Source organism: Ruegeria sp. HKCCD6428, from assembly GCF_013110595.1.
GTDB lineage: Bacteria > Pseudomonadota > Alphaproteobacteria > Rhodobacterales > Rhodobacteraceae > Ruegeria.
On sequence record NZ_WVQX01000013.1, the window covers coordinates 25,405 to 44,261 of the forward strand.

An 18,857-nucleotide genomic window follows, 5' to 3' on the forward strand; every position below is an offset into this window, starting at 1 on the left:
CAGATCAGGCTTACAACTCTTCCGGTGGTAACCCTTGCGTATTCCGTTTGAAAACAATGCGGGAGTTTATAACAAAATTCACCGTAAGTGACACGCTGGCCCCCGCCAACAGGATCAGAGTGTCGCGTAGCCAGCTGGCTGTAAGAATAGCGTCAACAAAGGGCTCAATTGCCACGATTGTTGCGATTCTGGCACCGCCGGCACAGGCCGCGCTCAGCAGAACCCCGGCCAGACGCCGCATCGAAACGGCACTGTTGTCAGAGCGGAACAGCCAAAATTCGAAGAGCAGGTAGTTGCATGCACCAACAGCCAGAAAGCTCAGCGTCGCCGATAGCCACAGCGGGACCCCGGCAACCCGATGCAGGAAAAGGGCCATCACAATGTCGACGACCAGACCGATCCCGCTGATTGCTGTGAACCTCAGAAAGCGCATCAGGTCTCGGTCACCAGATGTGGCGACAGCGCGGCCCAGTCCGGGCGTCTGGCCTGGAGAAACTCGAACAGGTCGAAAATATTGTCGATTTTCCCTCCGAGTATTGAAAACAAGCCCGGCATCTGCTCGTGCTCATCCATCAGGATGGGTCGTCCATCGTCAAACTCGTTGCGCAACAGCACCGTCTTTACGTCAAACAGAGACTGCTGCCATTCGATGCCAGCCAGGCAGGGCATATAGCGCGCCGCATCATTGACCATATGACGCCAGCGGCTGTGATGCTGCAACTGTTCGAACTGTTCATATGCGGAAGGGCCCGCAGGTGTATCGACCCACGACGCCTGAGGCGTATAGCGGACATGCGACAGAGAATAGGCCCCTTCTGCCGGGAAGGGCATGACCGAAAAGAAAGGCCCGTCCATTACGGTGACGGCAAGGTGGTTCAACTCGGCAGGGGGGGTGACCAGCGCAATCTCGACCATTTCATGCTTGAGAGGGTACAGATCAAGACCGCTGTTTCTGAGCAATGTATTGAGCTGGGCATAGCCGACATTGAAAACAGTTTTCGCGCCAACCGTGGCGCCGTTCGAAAGGTCGACTTCGAGATGCCCGCTTTTGGTCTTCCGAACCCGATGTGCTTCGGTTTCGAACCAGACAGGTACGTCATGCTTGGTCATTCTTGCCCGCAGGTGTTGCCGCAGCCTGGTCCAATCAAACGCATATTCCTGACAGGTGAATACCGCCTCGATTTCAGTTGTGTCGAACAAGGCGCTTTGCGACGGGCTGGCGCGCCGAATGGGGGCCCCCATCAGCTTGTACATCGCCTCGAACCGGTTGGCCTGCACATGTGATTTGCGCCGGGCGATGGCGTAGAGCATTTCGAAATCGTCCTGAATGCAACTTCGGAAGGCGTCTGTGAATATCGGAAAGTTCTTCAGGGACCGCTGCGCTGTGACAAAGTTTCTGGGATAATGCAGGCCAGAGTGAACCCGCGCCTGATTGACCGCCGAGGCACGTGTCATCAGTTCGGCGTCGCGTTCGATCACCAATATCCGGTCGGTCATACTGCGAAACAGCAGGCTGAGCGCACAGCCAAAGAACCCGCCGCCTATGATGACGACGTCGAAATCCGCAGCACCTGCCGGTTCAGGGGGGGCTGAATGGGTCATCACGGTTGATCGGGGGCGTCAATCCGGAGCCATGGTCTCGACATTGACCCTCCGGAAATTCTTGAAGAAATCGGTGTTGTTCAATTCCCGGATGACCTCGTCGCCCGTATTGTCCTGCAATCTGTTGAGAATCTGATAGAGCGCTGTCGCAATGGCACCGAACAAAAGGCCCGCCAGCGCGGTGGAGCCGCTGATCGCGATGCTGGTCGTGAACCAGCCGGGTTGCAGCGTGGCGCCAAAGACGAACAGGCAGATCGCGTAGAAGAAAAACAGAACTGAACAGAATGAAACAAAAAAGCTCAGCATCGCCAGAAAACGCAGAATACTGGGGGGCGAGTTGGACAGGATTTCCATCGCCATCCCGAACTTGAGGTAGATTGAGCGTCTGTTGCGGAAATCCTGACCCGGATCGACGTCCAGCGTCGTGACATCTTCGGAATGCCCGCCGCTGCGTGGCATGAAACGCAAGGCAATTTCCCGATCGGATCTTGAGGCGATCCACCCGATATGAGAGCGATGAAACGCCGCTGACCGCAGAATCTGAGGATCAACGTCATAGCCGGAAATCAGGCTCAGCAAACCGGCCGCAGCGCGGGCCGGAAGACCAGCCCGGTTTGGGTTCCGCAACCTGACCGAGGCACCGGTGCTGGTCATGGTGTCGTAGATTTTCCGAAGATCGATAAGGGGGTGTTCATCCGGGGAAACAATGATTGCAAAGTCGCCGATTGTTTCCATTGCGGCAATAACAGCGGCGCGGTACTCGCCGGTTCCTTCACGCAGGATCAGGCTGCGCAAATTGCGCAGATGGAACAGACGGTCAAAAACGTCCCGGTTACGATCGTAATCCGTTGTTCCGACAAGCAGCAGGATTTCAAAGAACTCGGTTGTGTTTTCCAGAAACTGCAACGCTTCAAGCGTTGTCTTCTCGATATCCGCGATATCGCCCTTTGCCAGAATGGCAATACTGATCAGGTATTCACCGCGCAATTGTGCAGAGGCCGACTTCACATGAGATGAGGCAGCTGATGAAACCTGCAATTATCGCTCCTGAACCCGCATGGTGTTATCCTGGAAAGTGTCCTGATGCAGAGAATATCTGTCAACACATATCGATATTCGGGCAGGAGCCGACGGGGTGCGCCATCGCCGGCAAGACGGTTACATCTTGACCAGCCGTCCGTCTGCCACCCTGATCCCCTGCTTTTCAAAAACGTTGCGCGTGTCGAAGACCAGCGCGGCCTCGCGCGCGACCAGACCATAATCCGGGGCGCTGTGATCGGTGATGACGGCCACCGCCGCATAGCGTTTCAGGTTGTCCGCCGTCAGCGGCTGGGATGTCCGGCCCGCAAGCTGCGGGTATTCGCCACCTTCGGGCAGGCAGGGGAAATACGGGTCGTGATAGTCAACCTCGGCCCCCAGCTTTTCCAGCTCGTCCAGCAGCACCAGCGCCGGGCTGCGGCGGGTGTCCTCGACATCGCGTTTATAGGCGATGCCCATCAACAGAATGCGCTGCCCGGTCAGGGGTTGCCCGGTTTCCGCCAGTGCAGACCCGTTGCGCGCGGCCAGTTCCGCCGCCATCCGTGCCGCCAGCATCGAAGGGACCGCGTCATTGCTGGAGCGGGCCAGATTGATCAGCGGCGTATCAGATCCTGCATCCGCGGCGCGCCAGGCCAGATAGGCCGGAGACACCGGGATGCAGGCCCCACCAATTCCAGGACCGGGATAGAAGGGCATGAAGCCGAACGGCTTGGTCGCCGCAGCCTCGATCACTTCCCAGACATCCACGTCCATTGCTTCAAGCGCGGTCTTCAATTCGTTGACCAGCGCGATATTGACGGTGCGAAAGCTGTTTTCGACCAGCTTCACCGCTTCGGCCGTGGCGGCCGAGCTGACCGGTACGGCGCTGGTGACGATGGCGCGGTAGAAATCCTCGACCAGTTGCCGCGACAGCGGATCGTCGGCGCCAACCACCTTGGGGATACTGTGCGTGTCGAATTTGTCATTGCCAGGGTCTTCGCGCTCGGGCGAGAAGGCCAGGAAGAAATCGGAACCTGCCCGCAGACCGCCCGCTTCGAGGATCGGCTGAACCAGCGTGGTCGTGGCGCCGGGCCAGACGCTGCTTTCCAGCACCACCATCTGACCGGGGCGCAGATGCTGCGCGATGGTCTGCGCGGCGGCAGCGACAAAGCGCATGTCCGGATCTTGTGCGTCGGTCAGCGGGGTCGGCACGCAGATCAGGATGATATCGGCCTCGGCCAGTGCTGCGGCGTCCTGCGTTGCGCGAAAGCGCCCACTCTCCACCGCCTGTGCGATCCGGTCGGATGCCAGATAGGATATGACCTGATCGCCCTGATTGATCCGCGCCACCCGGTCGGGGTTCAGATCAACGCCGGTGGTATCAAACCCTTCATCATAGGCGGTCAGCGCCAGCGGCAGCCCGACATAGCCAAGCCCAACCACGGCAACCCGCGCATCGCGCGCCGCGATAAGCTGTTTGAGGGACTGATGGTGCGAGGTTTCGTAGTTCATAATCTATCCTGATCGTACAAAGTCACACTGAATTAAAATTAGCTTAGCAGATTGGAAACCTTCTCTCTTCATCGGATAGGACAGATCGGGAACGAAGCCAACTAATTTGTCGTTCCCGGCAAAGACCCGGAATGGGTGTTTCCAAAAACAAGGCAGTCTTGAATCAGCGTGCCGATTGTTTTCGCATATGCTCGATCCATTCGTCGAAGGAAACACGAGGCACATACCCGATCTGATCCTGTGCATATCGGGTTGAAACCTCTGGCTGACCGGCAAAAAGCCTGCGTCCCGCCATGTCAGGCATCACGGGCCGGGGTTTTGCCAGCCGGGCTTGAACGGACCGTGCCCAGTCTGCGGCGGCCTCGACCCGGCGGCGCCCGACAAGGCGGCGCAGATGCGCGCTGAGCTGCCCCGCCAGAGAGGGGCCTGAGGGCGCATTGCCATTGGGCGACGGCGGCGGGGTCGGGTTCGCAGCCGGATCAATCCGAACCTCCCCGCATCCGGCAAGGCGGGCATAGCCTTCGAAAAACGTCTTCCATCCCAACATGTCCGGCCCGCTGATCAGGTATCGCTCGACCCCGGTCCGGGGCGATGAGGCCGCGCGCAGAGCGGCCTGTACCACGTCATCGACATGCACGGCCGGGCATTGTCCGGGCGGGTCGGGCAGGATGATGCCGCCCCTGCGCATCATCGCCAATGGCCCGTTGGTCCAAAGCGCACTGCCGGGCCCGTAGACGATGGTCGGCTGCAAGATGGCGGCGTCGCATTTCCCCTGCAACAGTCTCTGTTCCATCGCAATTTTGGCGCCGCGATAGCTTTGCACATCTTCCGGCGTGATTGGGTTGCGTTCGGTGATCGGCCCGTTGGGCCAGCTGTCATAGACCACGGCGGAACTCAGATGCACGATACGGTTGCAAGACCCGTCTTCGGCGGCTTTGGCAAGCGCGTCGAAGGCTGCAAGGTTGTCCGCGCCGGAGGCCCGGAAATCGTAAGCCAGATGAAACAGAGCCGCCGCACCGTCCAGCGCCTGCGTCAGAGCCGGGCCGGGGTGCAGCGGGCAAACCAGTGCCTTTGCTCCGGCCTGTTCCAACGCGGCAGCCCCGTGGCGCGTGCGCAGCAAGGCGGTCACGTCACATCCCAGTTTCAGCAGCGCATCGATCAGGCGCCGGCCGATAAAGCCGGTGGCGCCGGTCACGACCACGCGCTGGCCAGCAAGGCCGTCGCCGGGGCGGGGGTCCACGTGTTTTTCGGTCATGTCCGCAGGTTCAACATTCTTAATGCGTTGTGCAACAATTCAGCCCTTTTTCCAAAACTGTGCAGGCCCGGCCTGTCAGCGCACCATAGCGGTATCTACCATTTGGTGGCCACCGATCCCTATGCTAAGCCTGTGGCATTAGAGTGGATTCTGTTGGTACGAGGGCTTTTCATGCAAATATTGATCACGGGCGGGGCCGGTTTTATCGGATCACATCTGGCCGAGCGTCTGATTGGCAATGGGCATGAGGTGACGGTGCTGGATGACCTGTCCACCGGATCGCTGCAAAACCTGTCTTCCGTTCAGGATCATTCCGCCTTGCGTTTTGTCGAAGGCAGCGTTCTGGATGCCACATTGGTCGAGGAACTGGTCGGGGCTGCTGACGCGGTGTTTCACATGGCCGCCGCGGTCGGGGTCAAGCTGATCATGGATCAGCCCAGCCAGTCGATTGCAACCAATGTGGACGGCACGCAAAACGTGTTGCGCGCGGCCCTGCGCAACAAGCCCCTGGTCTTCATCGCCTCCAGTTCCGAGGTCTACGGCAAGGCATCGAAATTCCCGTTCAACGAGGATGACGACCTGACGATCGGCGCAACCAGCGTGCTGCGCTGGTCTTATGCCTGCGCCAAAACGCTGGATGAGTTCATGGCACTGGCCTATGCGCGCGAGGTGGATCTGCCGGTGGTCGTGCTGCGCTTTTTCAACACGACTGGCCCGCGCCAGACCGGGCGCTATGGCATGGTGGTGCCGAACTTCATCGAAGCGGCGCTGACGGATCAGCCAATTCAGGTTCATGGCACCGGCGAACAATCGCGCTGCTTCAGCCATGTGGCCGATGTGATCGAGGCGCTGGTCCGGCTGCTGGATATTCCCGAAGCCAGGGGCCAGGTCTTCAACATCGGCGGTGAGCAAGAGGTGACGATCCGGGGGCTGGCCGAAAAGGTCATCGCGATGACGGGCTCAACCTCGGAAATCCGGCTGGTGCCTTACGAAGAAGTCTATCCCGAAGGGTTCGAAGACATGGCCCGCCGTCTGCCGGATGTGTCCAAGCTGCGGCGGTTCACCGGGTTCAGCCCGGCGCGCACGCTGGATGATATCATCGCCGATATCATGGCCGAGAAACGCGCCAAAGCCTACGCATGAAGGGCTGATCACGATGACACCGGGACAAAGAGTTGAAAAGCTGGTGCGCGACACCGCGACTGTGCTGCTGCCCGAAAGGCTGCGGAAATGGATCCGCAAACAGCAGCGGCTGCACAATCTGCAATCGACCCCCGTGGGGTCGGTGGATTTCGGCGGGCTGCGGCGGCTGTCGCCGATCAGTGCCGTGTTCGGCCAGGACCGCGATCTGCTGACCATCGAGCGCTATTACATGGAAGAGTTCCTGCAAAACCACAGCGACGACATCCGTGGCCGGGTTCTGGAATTCGGCGATCCGGCCTATACGAAGAAATTCGGCGGTGACCGGGTCACGCAGGCGGATGTACTGAGCTATGTCGAGGGCAATCCACAAGCGACCATCGTGGCGGATATCACCGATGCGCCGCATATTCCCGACAACAGTTTCGACTGCATCATCATCACCCAAACCCTTCAGATGATCTTTGAGGTCGACAAGGCGATTGCTACGCTGGAACGCATTCTGAAACCCGGTGGTGTGGTGCTGTGCACCTCGCATGGGATGACCCGTGTGGCGCGGCGCGAAGGCGTGGATGACTGGGGCGAATACTGGCATTTCACCAGCCAGTCCAAGCGCCGCCTGTTCCGGGCGGTCTTCCCGGCAGAGAATGTCGAGGTGTCGACCGTTGGCAATGTCTTTACCTGCATCTGCAACCTGCACGGCCTTGGGGCCAGTGAAATTGCGCCCGAAGAACTGTCCACCCATGATCCCAACTATGAAATGCTGGTTCTGGTCCGGGCAGTAAAGGCGCAGTGAGCGATCTTGTCATAGGGTCCGGGCCTGCCGGGGTTTCCGTCGCCCGGGCCTTACTGGCGCGGGGGCGAAACGTCACGATGCTGGATGCCGGGGTGGAACCAGGACCCGAGGTTACGGATCGGGTGCAGCAGATGTCCCGAACCCGCGCCGAAGACTGGAGCGCCGAGGCGCGTACAGCCTGGATGGAGCCTCAGTTTCAGGCTCCGGAGGGCGAGGTGTGGCGCTATGGGACAGGTTATGCGCTGGCCTCATCTGCGCGTACACTGGCGGAAGGGGCGGATTGGTTTGCTTTGCGCGCGTCGCGGGCGGCGGGCGGGCTGTCCAATGTCTGGGGCGCTGCGGTCTTGCCGTATCGGCAGGCGGATATCGACGACTGGCCCATAACAACCGACGATCTTGCCCCACATTACAGGGCGGTGGCGGAAATAATGCCTGTGTCCGGGCAAAAGGACGGGCTGCAAAACCTCTTTCCCGCCTGCGACATGACAGGCCGAACACCCGTTCCACCAACCGCGCAGGCCGAGATGCTGCTGGCCCGTTCCAGGCAGAAGGCGAAGGCATTGCAGGGGGCTGGGATGCATGTTGGTCTGGCGCGGCAGGCGGTTGGGCCGGGCTGTCAGACCTGCGGGCTGTGTCTGCACGGGTGCCCGTGGTCGCTGATCTGGTCGGCGCGGCAGGCGCGTACGACATTGCAGGCAGAGCCAGGCTTTGCCTACCGCGCGGATCACGTGGTGCGGCAGGTCCGCGAGGAAGGCGACGAGGTTGCCGTCACTTTGGCAGATGGCAGCGATGTCCGCGGAAACCGGGTGTTTCTGGCCGCCGGGGTGCTGGAAAGCGCGCGTATCCTGTTGGCGTCACCCGGCTTGCGGGGCAAGGAGCTGGTGTTGAAAGACAGCCAGCAGGCCTTTCTGCCGATGCTGCACCGCTGGCGGGCACCCAGGCGGCCCGATGTTTTGCCCTATCAGACGCTGCCGCAGCTTTTTGCCGAACTGGATGACCCGACCGTGTCGCGGCAACTGGTTCACGCGCAGATCTATACCTGGAATGAATACTATGCCCGCGATCTGAAACAGAACTATGGAAACCGGATACCCGGCAGCGGGCCGCTGCTTGAGGCGCTGGCCCGACGTCTGATCGTGGCGCAGGTTTTCCTGCATTCCGATCATTCGCATGAAATAGCCTTGCGTCTGGCAGAGGATGGGCGGCTACGCCCGGAACTGAACGAAAATCCCGCAACCGCCGAGACAATGCGGGCAGCGCTTGCGCGCTATGGCCGGGCCTTGCGGGGGCTTGGTCTGACCAGCTTGTCTTTTGCAGCGCGGTTCGGGGCGCCGGGGGCCAGTTTTCATGTCGGAGGTGATCTGCCGATGTCGGATGACCCGGGCCCGGGTGAAAGCGATGTGCTGGGGCGCCCGTATGGTGCGACGCGCATTCACGTCGTTGATGCCTCTGTCCTGCCGACCATCCCGGCGACGACAATTACATTCAGTGTGATGGCGAATGCCCACCGGATCGGAACGCTTGCACCCGAAGCCTGACATTCAGTTGATGGGCAGCACCCTGCTCAGCCCGCTTCGCACGCCGCGCATCAGTTTGCGGGCCGCCAAATAGGACCCGCCCCGCCCGGCAAGATGCGCCTGCCAGCGGGCGATGTCGGTGAAATAGAACATCTCGAGCCGGGGCAGGTCGTGGATGTCATCCCCTGGCCCGGCCACGCCCAGACGGGTGCCGACCGAGGTGTCGTAGTGCCGGGCGATCTGTGCGCGTACATTCGGGTTCGACGCGCCATAGGGCGGGGCGAAATGCCGGACGGGTTGACCAAGCCGGGCGGCAATATCTGGACCGGATCCGGTGACTTCTTCCTCCAAGGTCTCTGCATCCAGCGTCGACAGATCGGGATGGCTGACACTATGTGCGCCAAAGCTGACCCCTTCCGCTGCCAGCGCCTTGACCCTGTCCCAATCCATCAGCGGGCGGGGCGGGATATTGCCCCCGGCCCAGCTGTCGGTGCCACCCATCAGGCCCGAGGGCAGATAGACGATCGGGCAGAAGCCATGTTCGCGCAGGATCGGCCAGGCGGTATCGGCGAAATCTTCAAACCCGTCATCGAAGCTGATGATGACCACACGGGGGGCAGGCGGGTTGGCCAGCGCGTCCGGCGTCACCACCGGCAGGCCGGACGCCGCCAGCGCCCGCATCTGTGCCGCAAAGATGTTGGGCGCGATCGAGGTTGGTCCCGGCGCGTCCGAGATCGAATGATACATCAGGATATCGGCCTGCCAGGCGGGCATGGGTCAGTCTTCCACCACATGGGTGGCAAAGACCTCGCGATAGCTGTTCCATTTCGCGCGGTCGACATTGCCTTTGTCGTCGATGCAATCCGCCGCGCCATAGGCCATGGCAAAGGCGTGGTGCGTGTTGTCGTGGGCGAACAGGCCCTGCCGTCCAAATACGAGCAATCCGTCCAGATCTGAGAGCCACTGATCAACCGTATCGAACCGCTCTTCATAGCCCACATCGTAGACCGGATAGGCATGGCTCAGCCGCCGGGTTTCGCAGCGGCGCACCGGCACGGTGACGGGCAGGCCCAACTGACCCAGCCATTTGGTGAATTCCTGCCCCAGTTCCTCGTCGGACATGGACCACCATTTTTCATCCGGGTCGCAGGGCAACTCGGCGCACAGAACGGTGACGCCCTTTGGCGCGCCACTGGCGTTATAGTTCTTGGGCTCCGACATGCGGCTGATCGGGATCGACAGTTCCGGGAAATAATGGGCATCGAACTCGGTGAACTGGTCGGTCTCCAGCACCAGATACAGCAGGATCATGCCGCGGAAGCGGATGGCGCGGGCGGCCTCGACCACCTCTGCCGGAGGGTCGCCGATCAGGCGCGTCAGCCCGGTCAGCGGGATGGTCGACAGGATCAGATCGCCGGTCAGGTGCTGCTCGCCCGCTTCGTCGCGGATCGTCAACCCGGTGATGCGATTGCCGTCACGTTCGATGGCGGTGATTTCGGTGTTGAACAGGAAGGTGGCGCCATTGGCCTCGGCACTGTTGCGCATCGCGTCCGAGATCTGCCCGAACCCCTTGCGCGGATAAAAGAACCGCCCCGCGGTTTCGCTGCGCAGCCCCGGCAGCAGGCGCAGCATCTTCATCAGGATCTTGCCGACCGAGCCGCTGCCCACCCGACGTTCGGCCAGTTTCACCGCCAGCTTGTCCGGATCCAGACCCCACAGCTTGCGCACGTATGGGAAATAGAAATTGTCCGAAATCGTCGGCCCCAGCCCGTCATACAGCACGGTCGAGAACGTCTCGGGGCCTTCGCTTTTCTTGCGGAAGGGTTTCAGCACCATGTCGCCGATCAGCGACGCGGCAAAGGGTTTGGGCAGGCGCATCAGCGCGTCGGTCAGTTTCAGCGGAAAGTGAATCCATTTGCCGCCCAGCCGGATGCGCCCGTGGCGCGGGCGCAGCAGCAGATCGTCGCCCAGCAGCGCTTTCACATCGGCCAGAACCTCGGGCTCTGCCGCCGGATGAAACCTGTGCGAGCCGTAATCACAGATCACGCCCTCAATCGGGAATGAGGCCGAATTGCCCCCGGCACTGGGCGCGCGTTCGATCACGGTCACTTTCGCCTGCCCGGTCAGGGCATGGGCTGCGGCCAGACCGGCCGGCCCGGCGCCCAGAATGATGATTTCAGGCGTGTCGCCGCCATTGGGTCGGGAAACATCCGTCACTTGCACTCTTCCTTTTGGGAATTTGCCGGGGCGTTGAACCGCATTCCGGACATGGTCAGAACCAGCGCGCCAAACCCGCCCGCTGTAAACAACACAACCTGCCAGACCAGCCCGGCGGCCACGACAGCCGGGGCGCTGGCGCCGAAGGGGGCCAGGAAACCGGCCAATGTGGCCTCGCGCAGGCCCAGCCCGTTCAAAGACACGGGCAGCACGGCGATGATCTTGGCCAGCGGCCAGGCGAAGATCCATGGCCCGGCGGCCACATCAACACCCGCCGCCAGGGCCAGCCACCAGGCCAGCAGGACCAGCAGCAACTGGATCAGCACAGATGCGATGAAAGCGACTGCCAGCGTGCCGGGTTTGCGGCCCATCCCGGCCAGTGCATCGGCCAGACGATGGGCAAACCCCTTGCCGGGCAGGGACGGGACATAGCGCCAGGGCAGGGGCAGCAGGCGCGGCAAGGCCACCATACCCGCCAGCGCGGCCAGCAGGATCAGCGCCACTGGCCAGATCATATGCCCGCCCGCCGCGCTTTCCCATGTCAGGACCAGGCCCAGACAGGACAGGGTCAGCAGCGCCACCATGTCGATCAGCCGATCAACGGTTGCGCCCGCAACAACCTGCGCGCCGTCTTTCATCGCCGCCTGCGCCAGACCGGCCCGCACCGTATCGCCGCCAATAGCTCCGGGCAGGCACAGGTTGGCAGCCAGCCCGGCAAAATGCGCCCGGATGGCCAGCAGGGGCGAAAGCCCCCGGTTCAGCAGCAGCCACCATTTCAGGGCCGCGCCAACATGGGCCAACAGGAACAGAACGAACACGGACAGGAAAACCCAGACCGGGATCGCCCTCAGCGCTGTTACGATTGCATCGGCCGGCAGAATCCAGAACAGGATTGCCAGCACCAGAGCCGACCCGGCCACCCGGATCAGCCAGCGCCGTTGATTTGGGTCGGAAAGCATACCGCCGCTCATGTCACGGTCTGAGATGCAGCCGCGAGATCATGTCGGCGATCAGCCCCAGCGACCAGATCATGATCGCGGCCAGGAACGAGAACACCGCCGTTTCGCTGAGGTTCCAGTAGAACATATCGATAATGAACTTCACCGTGCCCAGCGTGAAAAACGCCAGCCCCAGTGGGATGAACACCCGCAGCGGGTTGAACAGCGTGCTGATACGCAGGATCAGGATGATGAAGTTCAGAAAGTCGATCGGCCGGATTTTCGATTTGCCCACCCGCTTGCCGTATTCAATCGGCGTATAGATCATCCGCTTGCCGTTCGAGGTCATGCACAGCGTGATCGTGGTGGTGAACGAGAAATTCTGCGGCAAGAGCGGCAGGAACGGGATCAGCTCGGATTTGCGAAACACCCGCAGGCCGGAATTCAGATCGTTGATCTTGCGCTCGGCCAGGAACGAGGCAAAGGCGAACAGGAATTTCTTGGCCGGACGGCGCAGCAGCGGCACGTTCTTCATCGCCGCGCCCCGGTCGCCCACGACCATGTCCTGATCGCGGCACATGGCCAGCATTCCGGGCAGGTAGCGCGCGGGATAGGTGCTGTCGGCGTCCAGAATGGCCACATATTCATGTTGCGCCATCCGCACCCCGCGCTTGAGGCTGGCGCCATAGCCGGAATTGACATCGTTGAAGGTGACGGTGGCACCGCTGGCCTCGGCCTCGGCGCGGGTGTTGTCCTGGCTGGCATCGTCCACCACGATGATTTCGTAGGGAATGCCCAGCGGTTCGAGATGGGTGCGTACATCCTCGACCGTGTGGCGGACGGCGTTTTCCTCGTTATAGGCGGGGATGACCACGCTCAGGCTCATGCCGGCGGTTTCCGATGTGATCAGCTCTTCGGGTGTGGTGCTGTTCGTCTCCATCGGCTCTGCGACTTTGTTCATGAAAATGAAAACCTTTTATTCACTCAATATTCCCTGCCCCAGCCCCCGCTGCAAGAATTGCGTGGCGCCTGGAACATGACGGGCATAATTCCCTGTATTGCGTATAGTATTCGAACACGTACAGACTGAACATAGACAATAAATTTGACCAAATTCGACCGTTAAGGCGTCAAGTTTGCAATTGCGCATACTGTGCGCAACAGGTGTGAGTGTTTGAGCCATGTGTCCATCGGCACTTGGCGGGGTTCGGGCAACAGGAAGGAAACGGGTGTCAGGGCGGCAGAGTTTCAGCAGCGGAGTTGCCTGGATGTCGGCCGGTATCTGGGTCGAGCAGGTGTTCAATTTCATCATTTTTGCCATTCTTGCCCGTATTTTAGGGGTCGAGGCCTTTGGTCTTCTGGCGATGGTTGCAGCCTTTGTGCTGTTTTCCGAATTCCTGGTCCGTGAAACGATTTCCGACATTCTGCTGACCCATGAGGCGCTGTCACCAGAGCGGTTGAACTCGGTTTTCTGGCTGTTGGCGCTGCTGGGGGGCGTGTTGACGGTTGTGCTGTATCTGGGGGCGGGGCCGGTCTCATATTTCTACAATGAGCCGGTTGCGCGCGAATTGTTGATCGGATTGTCCCCAACGGTGCTGATGATTTCACTGACGGCGGTGCCGGTTGCGATCCTGCGCCGGGAAATGCGGTTCCGTGTTCTGGCCATCCGTGCAGCGCTCGGCGCGGCGGTCGGAGGGGTCGTGGGCATTGGCATGGCGCTGGCGGGATACGGCGTCTGGAGCCTGGTCGGTCAGCGGCTGGCGATGACGGCCACCAATATCGTGATGGCCTGGGGGGCGGTCTCCTGGCGCCCGGCATTCCATGCGTCGCGGGATCACATGCGCAGGGTCTTGCATTTCAGTCACCGGATTCTGGGCCTGCGCGCGGCGGAACTGGCTGCGGTGCAATCGCCTGCGGTGATCATCGGCGCGATGCTGGGGCCGGTTCCGGCCGGGTATTACGCAATCGCCTGGCGCGTGATCGAGACCGCCTCGTTCCTGGTTATCACACCGCTGCGCACCGTGGCGCAGCCTGCCTTTGGTGCGGCGGCGCGCGATGGTGGTCCGGCGACGGATTTGCTGATCGACGTCATGCGCCTGACCGGGTTTCTGGCCTTTCCGGCCTTTGCCGGGCTGGCGGTTCTGTCGGAACCGGCGCTGGTGCTGCTGTTCGGTCAGAAATGGGCTCCGGCGGCTCCGGTCCTGAGCCTGATGTCGGTGTTTGGCATGTATCTGTGCGCCGAAAAGGTGCAGCAGACCTTTTGTCTGGCGGCCGGTCAGCCCGGTCGTCTGGCGATCCTGTCCTGGGTCGAGGTGGCGTTGGCGGCGGGGGTGATTGTGGTGCTGGCCCCGTATGGATTGCCGGTCGTCACAGCCGGTTTTGTGGCTGTCTTTCTGCTGGTCTGGCCGCTCAAATTTGCCAATCTGGGGCATATTGCCGGGCTGTCCGGCCCGGCTTTGATGCGGCAGCATCTTGCGCCGCTTCTGCTGTCAGGGGGGATGGCGGCGGCAGTGCAGGGGGTCGTGTGGCAACTGGGCGGCCTGTCCCCGGCTTTGCTTTTACTTGCCGGTACGGTGACGGGTGTTCTGGCCTATGGTTTGCTGGCTTTTCTGCTCCAGCGGGACAGGCTGCGCCTGCTGGTTTCGATGCTTGGGCCGCAAGGCGGACACCTGCCTGCGGCTGACACTCAAGGAATTGAGAGATAGATGAAATCGTTACGCATTTTGATGTTCACCACATTTTATCCCCCCTATTCCTTTGGCGGTGACGCCATCGGCATTCAGCGCATGGCGCGGGCGCTTGTGGCGCGCGGGCATGACGTGACGGTGGTGCATGACGAAGACAGCTATCTGATCCTGGGCGGCAAGCCCCAGCCCGAGGGCGACCCCGACGGGGTGCGGCGGATCGGCCTGCGCAGCCGCAACGGCATGATGTCGAACCTGCTGACCCAGCAACTGGGCCGCCCGGTTGTGCACACCGCCCGCATTCGCGAGATACTGGCCGAGCGGAAGCCGGATATCATCTGGCACAACAACACATCCCTGATCGGCGGGCCGGGCCTGTTGCCGATGGGCGAGGGGTTGAAAGTCTATGAAGCGCATGAGCACTGGCTGGTCTGCCCGACCCATGTGCTGTGGCGACATGGGCGCGAGCTGTGCGATGACCGCCAGTGCCTGCGCTGCGTGTTGCAGCACAAGCGTCCGCCGCAGCTCTGGCGCTATACCGGTGCGCTGGACCGGGCGCTGGATCACATGGATCTGATCATTGCCAAAAGCGAATTCAGCTGCGCCAAACATCGTGAATTCGGCCTGCGGCAGGACATGCAGGTGCTGCCCTATTTCCTGCCCGACCTGGATCAGAGCGCCTTGCCGGAACCGGCGGCGCATGACCGCCCCTATTTCCTGTTTGTCGGGCGGTTGGAAAAGATCAAGGGGTTGCAGGATGTGTTCCCGGCCTTTGACCGCTATCCCGACGCGGATCTGCTGATCCTGGGTGATGGCGATTATGCGGATGAGCTGAAGGCACAGGCCGCAGGCAATGACCGGATCAAATTCCTGGGCCGCAAGACGCCGGACGAGTTGAACGCTTACTATCGTGGCGCACTGGGGCTGATCGTGCCCTCGGTCTGTTATGAAACCTTCGGCATCATCCTGATCGAAAGCTTCCGGCTGGGCACGCCGGTGATCGCCCGGCGGCTGGGTCCGTTCCCCGAGATCGTCGAGCGGGCAGGGGGCGGGGAACTGTTCGAAACCGAAGATGATCTGATCGCAGCCATGCGCCGTTTTCAGAACGGAGGTGCCGCGCGGGATCAGATGGCCGCAGCGGCGCGGCACGGGTTTGAGACGCTCTGGCGTGAAGATCAGGTATTGGGCCGGTTCGGCGCGGCTTTTGCGCAGGCCGCGCATCGTGCAGGGCGGGCCGATCTAGCCCATGCCTTGGAAGCTGGTGCTTTCGAGAACGGCGCGGCGGACTGACCGGGGGTTATCCCCGCCCGGCCAGTTGCCGATACAGCTTTTCAAACCCGCTATGCACATGGGCTGGCGAGAACCTGTCTTCTGCACCGCGCGCCGTGGCATTGGCGCTTAGCCGGTCATATTCGGCGCGGTCGGTGCAAAGATCGCGCAGCGCCTGAGACAGGGCATCAAGATCATCGACCGCACACAGGCGCCCGACATCGCCATCCACCAATTCACGCACACCGCCGCAATCGGTGGCGATCACCGGCAGCCCGGCGCGGAACGCCTCGACAATTGAAATCGGCAGGGCCTCCCACCGGGAGGTCAGCATATAAAGATCAGAGGCCGCAAGATAGGTGGCGACATCCGAGATCACCCCGGGGAAACGGATGATGTCTGAAACCCCGGCCTGTTCGGCCCAGGCTTCGACCTGGCCGCGCAGCACGCCTTCGCCCCCGACGACGATCCGCAGACCGGGCAGGTCCTGCCGCACACGCCGGGCCACTTCGATCATCGCGTCGAGGCCCTTCTGGTGATCCAGACGGGACAAGGACAGAACCAGATGTGTGCCATCTTCGCCCAACAGTTCACGCCGCAGGGCATCCGCGGCGGCCGGATCGGCGGGCGGGTTGGGACGTACCCCCAAAAGCATCACCCGCGCCTTGTCGGGGTCGACCTGGCGTTCCAGCAGGGATTGCATGACGGTTTCGCTGGGGCAGATCGCCAGATCGGCTTGCTGCCGACAGGCGCGGGCCACCGCGTTGAGACGGTCGGGCGACGAGCCGTGATAGGTCATCACAATGGGAATTCCCATTCCCAGACTGGCCAGACGAGCCGTCAGAAGCGGGGCGGTCTCATGCGCATGGATGATATCGACCTTATGGTCTTTGAGCGCCCGCCGCAGGGTCAGGGCCGAACGTGCCAGCCAGTACATTCTGAGGGCCGGGTTGAGTTTGCCATTCGCACTGTGGTCGCTGACCCGGTCAAGTTGCAAAGGTACAAAGACACTGCCATCCGCGGTATCGCCAAGTTCGCCGGGGGCGCCAGCCTTGATCACCTTGTGCCCATGCGCCATCAGGGACCCGCCCAGATCGGTAATGTGGCGCTGAATGCCGCCTCCGAATGTGAAAAACGAGCACATTTGCAGGATGCTGAGCCGTTCCTGAAAAGCCTTCTCATTCGTCAGAGGAAGTGTTGTTTCGTTTACCATATCGGTTGCCCCAGTCGGAATGTGACGGTTTTTTCAGTGCCGTCGGGTTTTGTCAGGCGGGCTGTGATCCGGTTGGCCGTGTCATTGGGGGTGATGCGAAAAGATGCCTGCGCCTTTTCACCGTTCCGCACCAGTTCGACGGGCTGTTCTGCCCCCCCATCTGTTGCTATGGACGCCGCGGTGATGCCGGGTTCCCCAATCAGCATTTCGACATCAAGCGGGGTATCGCGGCGCAGAGGTGCGGGCAGGATCAGATAGGCCACCGCAGCAGGTGCGTCGGTCGGGAAGACCCCAGCTCTCGGGTAGCTGCCCGGCCCAAAGCGCTGATATGCGGTCAGCAGGATGCCCAGAACGATCAACAGATAGATCCAGCGGGACAACCCCAATCCTCGCCAGATGCGCCGGAGCGGGCCGTATTGTGTAGCCTCAGGAGCCAGCCGGCCCGCAAAGACCAAGGCGCCCGTCAGGGCAACGCCGGTGGCCACGAAGCCTGACAGAACCCAGAGACCCAGTGAGAGCGCGCCACCCCAGGTGCCGTAATGCAGCGTGTTCATCAGTGTTTTCCAACGGGCGAAGCCACCAGCGTCATTCGGTGTGAAGGCGCCCAGAATCTCGAATGTCACCGGATCAACCGAAACGCTGCCCCAACCGATCATTTCGGCAAAACCGGTCAGAGGGCCGGCAAATTCAATGGCGCCGGATGGGTCGCCCGGCAGCACCATGACAAGCGGCTCCAGGCCGGGCATGGCGGCAAGGGCGCTTGCCTCGGCTTGTTCTATGGTGCCCGAGCTGAAACCCGCAGGCAGGGCGGTGTCACGGGCGGCAGCGGGTTGAGGTTTCGGTGTCGTCCCTTCGATCCCCAGGCCGCCAAGCATGAAATAGAAGCTGGTGATTGCAATCAGGATCAGAAGCGGCGCTGCCCAGAGGGCCGTCAGGCGGTGCGTGGCCCCGGCCCAGGATCTGAATCCTCCCGAACGTTTCGGCCAGCGAAAAAACCCTTTCCAGAAACGCCGATAGGTAATCAGCCCGCTGACGATCTGATACAGAAGCAGAACGGATGTTGCCGAGATCAGGATGAAGATGGGGCGTTTGGTGGTCAGAAACGTATCATGCAGATCGCGCAGGATGTCGCGAAACCCGCCATCTCTCGTTTCGTAAACGACTGCTCCGGTCGCCGGGTCAGTCCAGAAGCTGATGTTTTCGCCCCAGCCGGTTCGTCCGAAAGTGCGATCTGCGAACCACGGGGCAGGGTATTTCTCGATGACGAACACAGCGCTTTCGGGATGGGCGGTTTTAATGCCGTCATGGATTTCCGCAAAACTGGCCGCCCGATCTTCTTTGGTAATGGTGGTCCAGATTTCCGGCCGGGCAATGGATTCAACTTCGATGCCGATGACAAGCACCGTCCCCGTCAGGAACATGAAGGTAAAGAAGATGGACAGGTGTAATCCCAGCCAGGTGTGCAGGGAAAATAGCCGGTTTCGAAAGGTTCGGTTCATCTGGAACGCTGACAACTGATAAATTTACCGGCACACTAAATGAAACTGATGTTCAAGAAACAAGGGGTCGGAGAAAACTGACTGTTGTGAATGCGTGAATCCGGCAAAAGATGTGGCGGTGCGCGCACGTTATTGCAAAATATTCCTGTACTTTGGGCGATGTGCGAATCCGATGCAGCACCGGGTGATACAATCGTT

At 61.1% G+C, this 18,857-nt stretch carries 16 protein-coding genes; 5 read left to right on the plus strand and 11 right to left on the minus strand.

Annotation, left to right across the window (positions count from 1 at the left end; translation table 11 throughout):
- Positions 1–10: 10 nt before the first annotated feature.
- The 5 genes from GS620_RS20355 to GS620_RS20375 form a co-directional block, all read right to left on the minus strand.
- Positions 11–433 (minus strand): GtrA family protein, encoded by a 423-nt coding sequence (locus tag GS620_RS20355; RefSeq protein ID WP_171617559.1) that lies wholly within the window; start codon positions 431–433, stop codon positions 11–13.
- Entirely contained in the window at positions 433–1,602 is a 1,170-nt protein-coding gene (locus GS620_RS20360) for an FAD-dependent oxidoreductase (RefSeq protein ID WP_171617560.1), read from the minus strand. Before GS620_RS20360 ends, GS620_RS20355 begins: the two co-directional genes overlap by 1 nt.
- 18 nt (positions 1,603–1,620) lie before the next feature.
- Complete coding sequence (locus tag GS620_RS20365) at positions 1,621–2,640, minus strand: hypothetical protein (RefSeq protein ID WP_171233805.1); 1,020 nt, start codon at positions 2,638–2,640, stop codon at positions 1,621–1,623.
- Between the two features lie 120 nt (positions 2,641–2,760).
- On the minus strand, positions 2,761–4,131 hold the full coding sequence (locus tag GS620_RS20370; RefSeq protein WP_171617561.1) for a nucleotide sugar dehydrogenase: 1,371 nt from the start codon (positions 4,129–4,131) through the stop codon (positions 2,761–2,763).
- Positions 4,132–4,294: 163 nt separating this feature from the next.
- Entirely contained in the window at positions 4,295–5,386 is a 1,092-nt protein-coding gene (locus GS620_RS20375; RefSeq protein ID WP_171617562.1) for an NAD(P)-dependent oxidoreductase, read from the minus strand.
- A 171-nt stretch (positions 5,387–5,557) separates the two neighbouring features.
- Here GS620_RS20375 and GS620_RS20380 point away from each other — a divergent pair, with 171 nt between their 5' ends.
- From GS620_RS20380 to GS620_RS22335, 3 genes are read left to right on the plus strand one after another with little or no spacing between them, the layout of a single operon-like run.
- Positions 5,558–6,529 (plus strand): NAD(P)-dependent oxidoreductase, encoded by a 972-nt coding sequence (locus GS620_RS20380; RefSeq protein ID WP_171617563.1) that lies wholly within the window; start codon positions 5,558–5,560, stop codon positions 6,527–6,529.
- A 13-nt stretch (positions 6,530–6,542) separates the two neighbouring features.
- The gene (locus GS620_RS20385; protein WP_171120556.1) at positions 6,543–7,322 is read left to right on the plus strand and encodes a methyltransferase domain-containing protein; all 780 of its coding nucleotides are present in this window, start codon (positions 6,543–6,545) and stop codon (positions 7,320–7,322) included.
- On the plus strand, positions 7,319–8,860 hold the full coding sequence (locus tag GS620_RS22335; RefSeq protein WP_171617564.1) for a GMC oxidoreductase: 1,542 nt from the start codon (positions 7,319–7,321) through the stop codon (positions 8,858–8,860). Before GS620_RS20385 ends, GS620_RS22335 begins: the two co-directional genes overlap by 4 nt.
- Before the next feature lie 3 nt (positions 8,861–8,863).
- Here the strand turns inward: GS620_RS22335 and GS620_RS20395 are convergent, their stop codons facing one another.
- Genes GS620_RS20395 through GS620_RS20410 form a run of 4 tightly spaced genes read right to left on the minus strand, consistent with a single transcriptional unit; the run spans position 8,864 to position 12,955 of the window.
- Positions 8,864–9,613: a polysaccharide deacetylase family protein gene (locus tag GS620_RS20395; RefSeq protein ID WP_171364593.1), complete on the minus strand. Its 750-nt coding sequence runs from the start codon at positions 9,611–9,613 to the stop codon at positions 8,864–8,866.
- Positions 9,614–9,616: 3 nt separating this feature from the next.
- On the minus strand, positions 9,617–11,056 hold the full coding sequence (locus tag GS620_RS20400) for an FAD-dependent oxidoreductase (RefSeq protein ID WP_171617565.1): 1,440 nt from the start codon (positions 11,054–11,056) through the stop codon (positions 9,617–9,619).
- Complete coding sequence (locus GS620_RS20405) at positions 11,053–12,015, minus strand: lysylphosphatidylglycerol synthase transmembrane domain-containing protein (RefSeq protein ID WP_171617566.1); 963 nt, start codon at positions 12,013–12,015, stop codon at positions 11,053–11,055. Before GS620_RS20405 ends, GS620_RS20400 begins: the two co-directional genes overlap by 4 nt.
- A 13-nt stretch (positions 12,016–12,028) precedes the next feature.
- Positions 12,029–12,955: a glycosyltransferase family 2 protein gene (locus tag GS620_RS20410; RefSeq protein WP_171617567.1), complete on the minus strand. Its 927-nt coding sequence runs from the start codon at positions 12,953–12,955 to the stop codon at positions 12,029–12,031.
- A gap of 307 nt (positions 12,956–13,262) precedes the next feature.
- On the opposite strand from GS620_RS20410, the gene GS620_RS20415 reads away from it, so the two are divergent.
- Complete coding sequence (locus tag GS620_RS20415; RefSeq protein ID WP_171617568.1) at positions 13,263–14,699, plus strand: lipopolysaccharide biosynthesis protein; 1,437 nt, start codon at positions 13,263–13,265, stop codon at positions 14,697–14,699.
- Positions 14,700–15,968: a glycosyltransferase gene (locus tag GS620_RS20420; RefSeq protein ID WP_171617569.1), complete on the plus strand. Its 1,269-nt coding sequence runs from the start codon at positions 14,700–14,702 to the stop codon at positions 15,966–15,968.
- Between the two features lie 7 nt (positions 15,969–15,975).
- Here GS620_RS20420 and GS620_RS20425 read toward each other — a convergent pair whose 3' ends face one another.
- Positions 15,976–17,160, minus strand: coding sequence for a glycosyltransferase family 4 protein (locus GS620_RS20425; protein ID WP_171617570.1), 1,185 nt, complete (start codon positions 17,158–17,160; stop codon positions 15,976–15,978).
- Entirely contained in the window at positions 17,154–18,659 is a 1,506-nt protein-coding gene (locus tag GS620_RS20430) for a PepSY domain-containing protein (protein WP_171617571.1), read from the minus strand. Before GS620_RS20430 ends, GS620_RS20425 begins: the two co-directional genes overlap by 7 nt.
- Positions 18,660–18,857: the final 198 nt, after the last annotated feature.

Bases quoted from the DNA above. Each gene is read 5' to 3' on its own strand.
- GS620_RS20380 (WP_171617563.1), top strand. From the start codon at position 5,558: ATGCAAATATTGATCACGGGCGGGGCCGGTTTTATCGGATCACATCTG.
- GS620_RS20405 (WP_171617566.1), bottom strand. From the start codon at position 12,015: ATGCTTTCCGACCCAAATCAACGGCGCTGGCTGATCCGGGTGGCCGGG.
- GS620_RS20375 (WP_171617562.1), bottom strand. From the start codon at position 5,386: ATGACCGAAAAACACGTGGACCCCCGCCCCGGCGACGGCCTTGCTGGC.
- GS620_RS20425 (WP_171617570.1), bottom strand. From the start codon at position 17,160: ATGGTAAACGAAACAACACTTCCTCTGACGAATGAGAAGGCTTTTCAG.
- GS620_RS20430 (WP_171617571.1), bottom strand. From the start codon at position 18,659: ATGAACCGAACCTTTCGAAACCGGCTATTTTCCCTGCACACCTGGCTG.
- GS620_RS20395 (WP_171364593.1), bottom strand. From the start codon at position 9,613: ATGCCCGCCTGGCAGGCCGATATCCTGATGTATCATTCGATCTCGGAC.
- GS620_RS20420 (WP_171617569.1), top strand. From the start codon at position 14,700: ATGAAATCGTTACGCATTTTGATGTTCACCACATTTTATCCCCCCTAT.
- GS620_RS20360 (WP_171617560.1), bottom strand. From the start codon at position 1,602: ATGACCCATTCAGCCCCCCCTGAACCGGCAGGTGCTGCGGATTTCGAC.
- GS620_RS20370 (WP_171617561.1), bottom strand. From the start codon at position 4,131: ATGAACTACGAAACCTCGCACCATCAGTCCCTCAAACAGCTTATCGCG.
- GS620_RS20410 (WP_171617567.1), bottom strand. From the start codon at position 12,955: ATGAACAAAGTCGCAGAGCCGATGGAGACGAACAGCACCACACCCGAA.
- GS620_RS20385 (WP_171120556.1), top strand. From the start codon at position 6,543: ATGACACCGGGACAAAGAGTTGAAAAGCTGGTGCGCGACACCGCGACT.
- GS620_RS20355 (WP_171617559.1), bottom strand. From the start codon at position 433: ATGCGCTTTCTGAGGTTCACAGCAATCAGCGGGATCGGTCTGGTCGTC.
- GS620_RS20415 (WP_171617568.1), top strand. From the start codon at position 13,263: ATGTCGGCCGGTATCTGGGTCGAGCAGGTGTTCAATTTCATCATTTTT.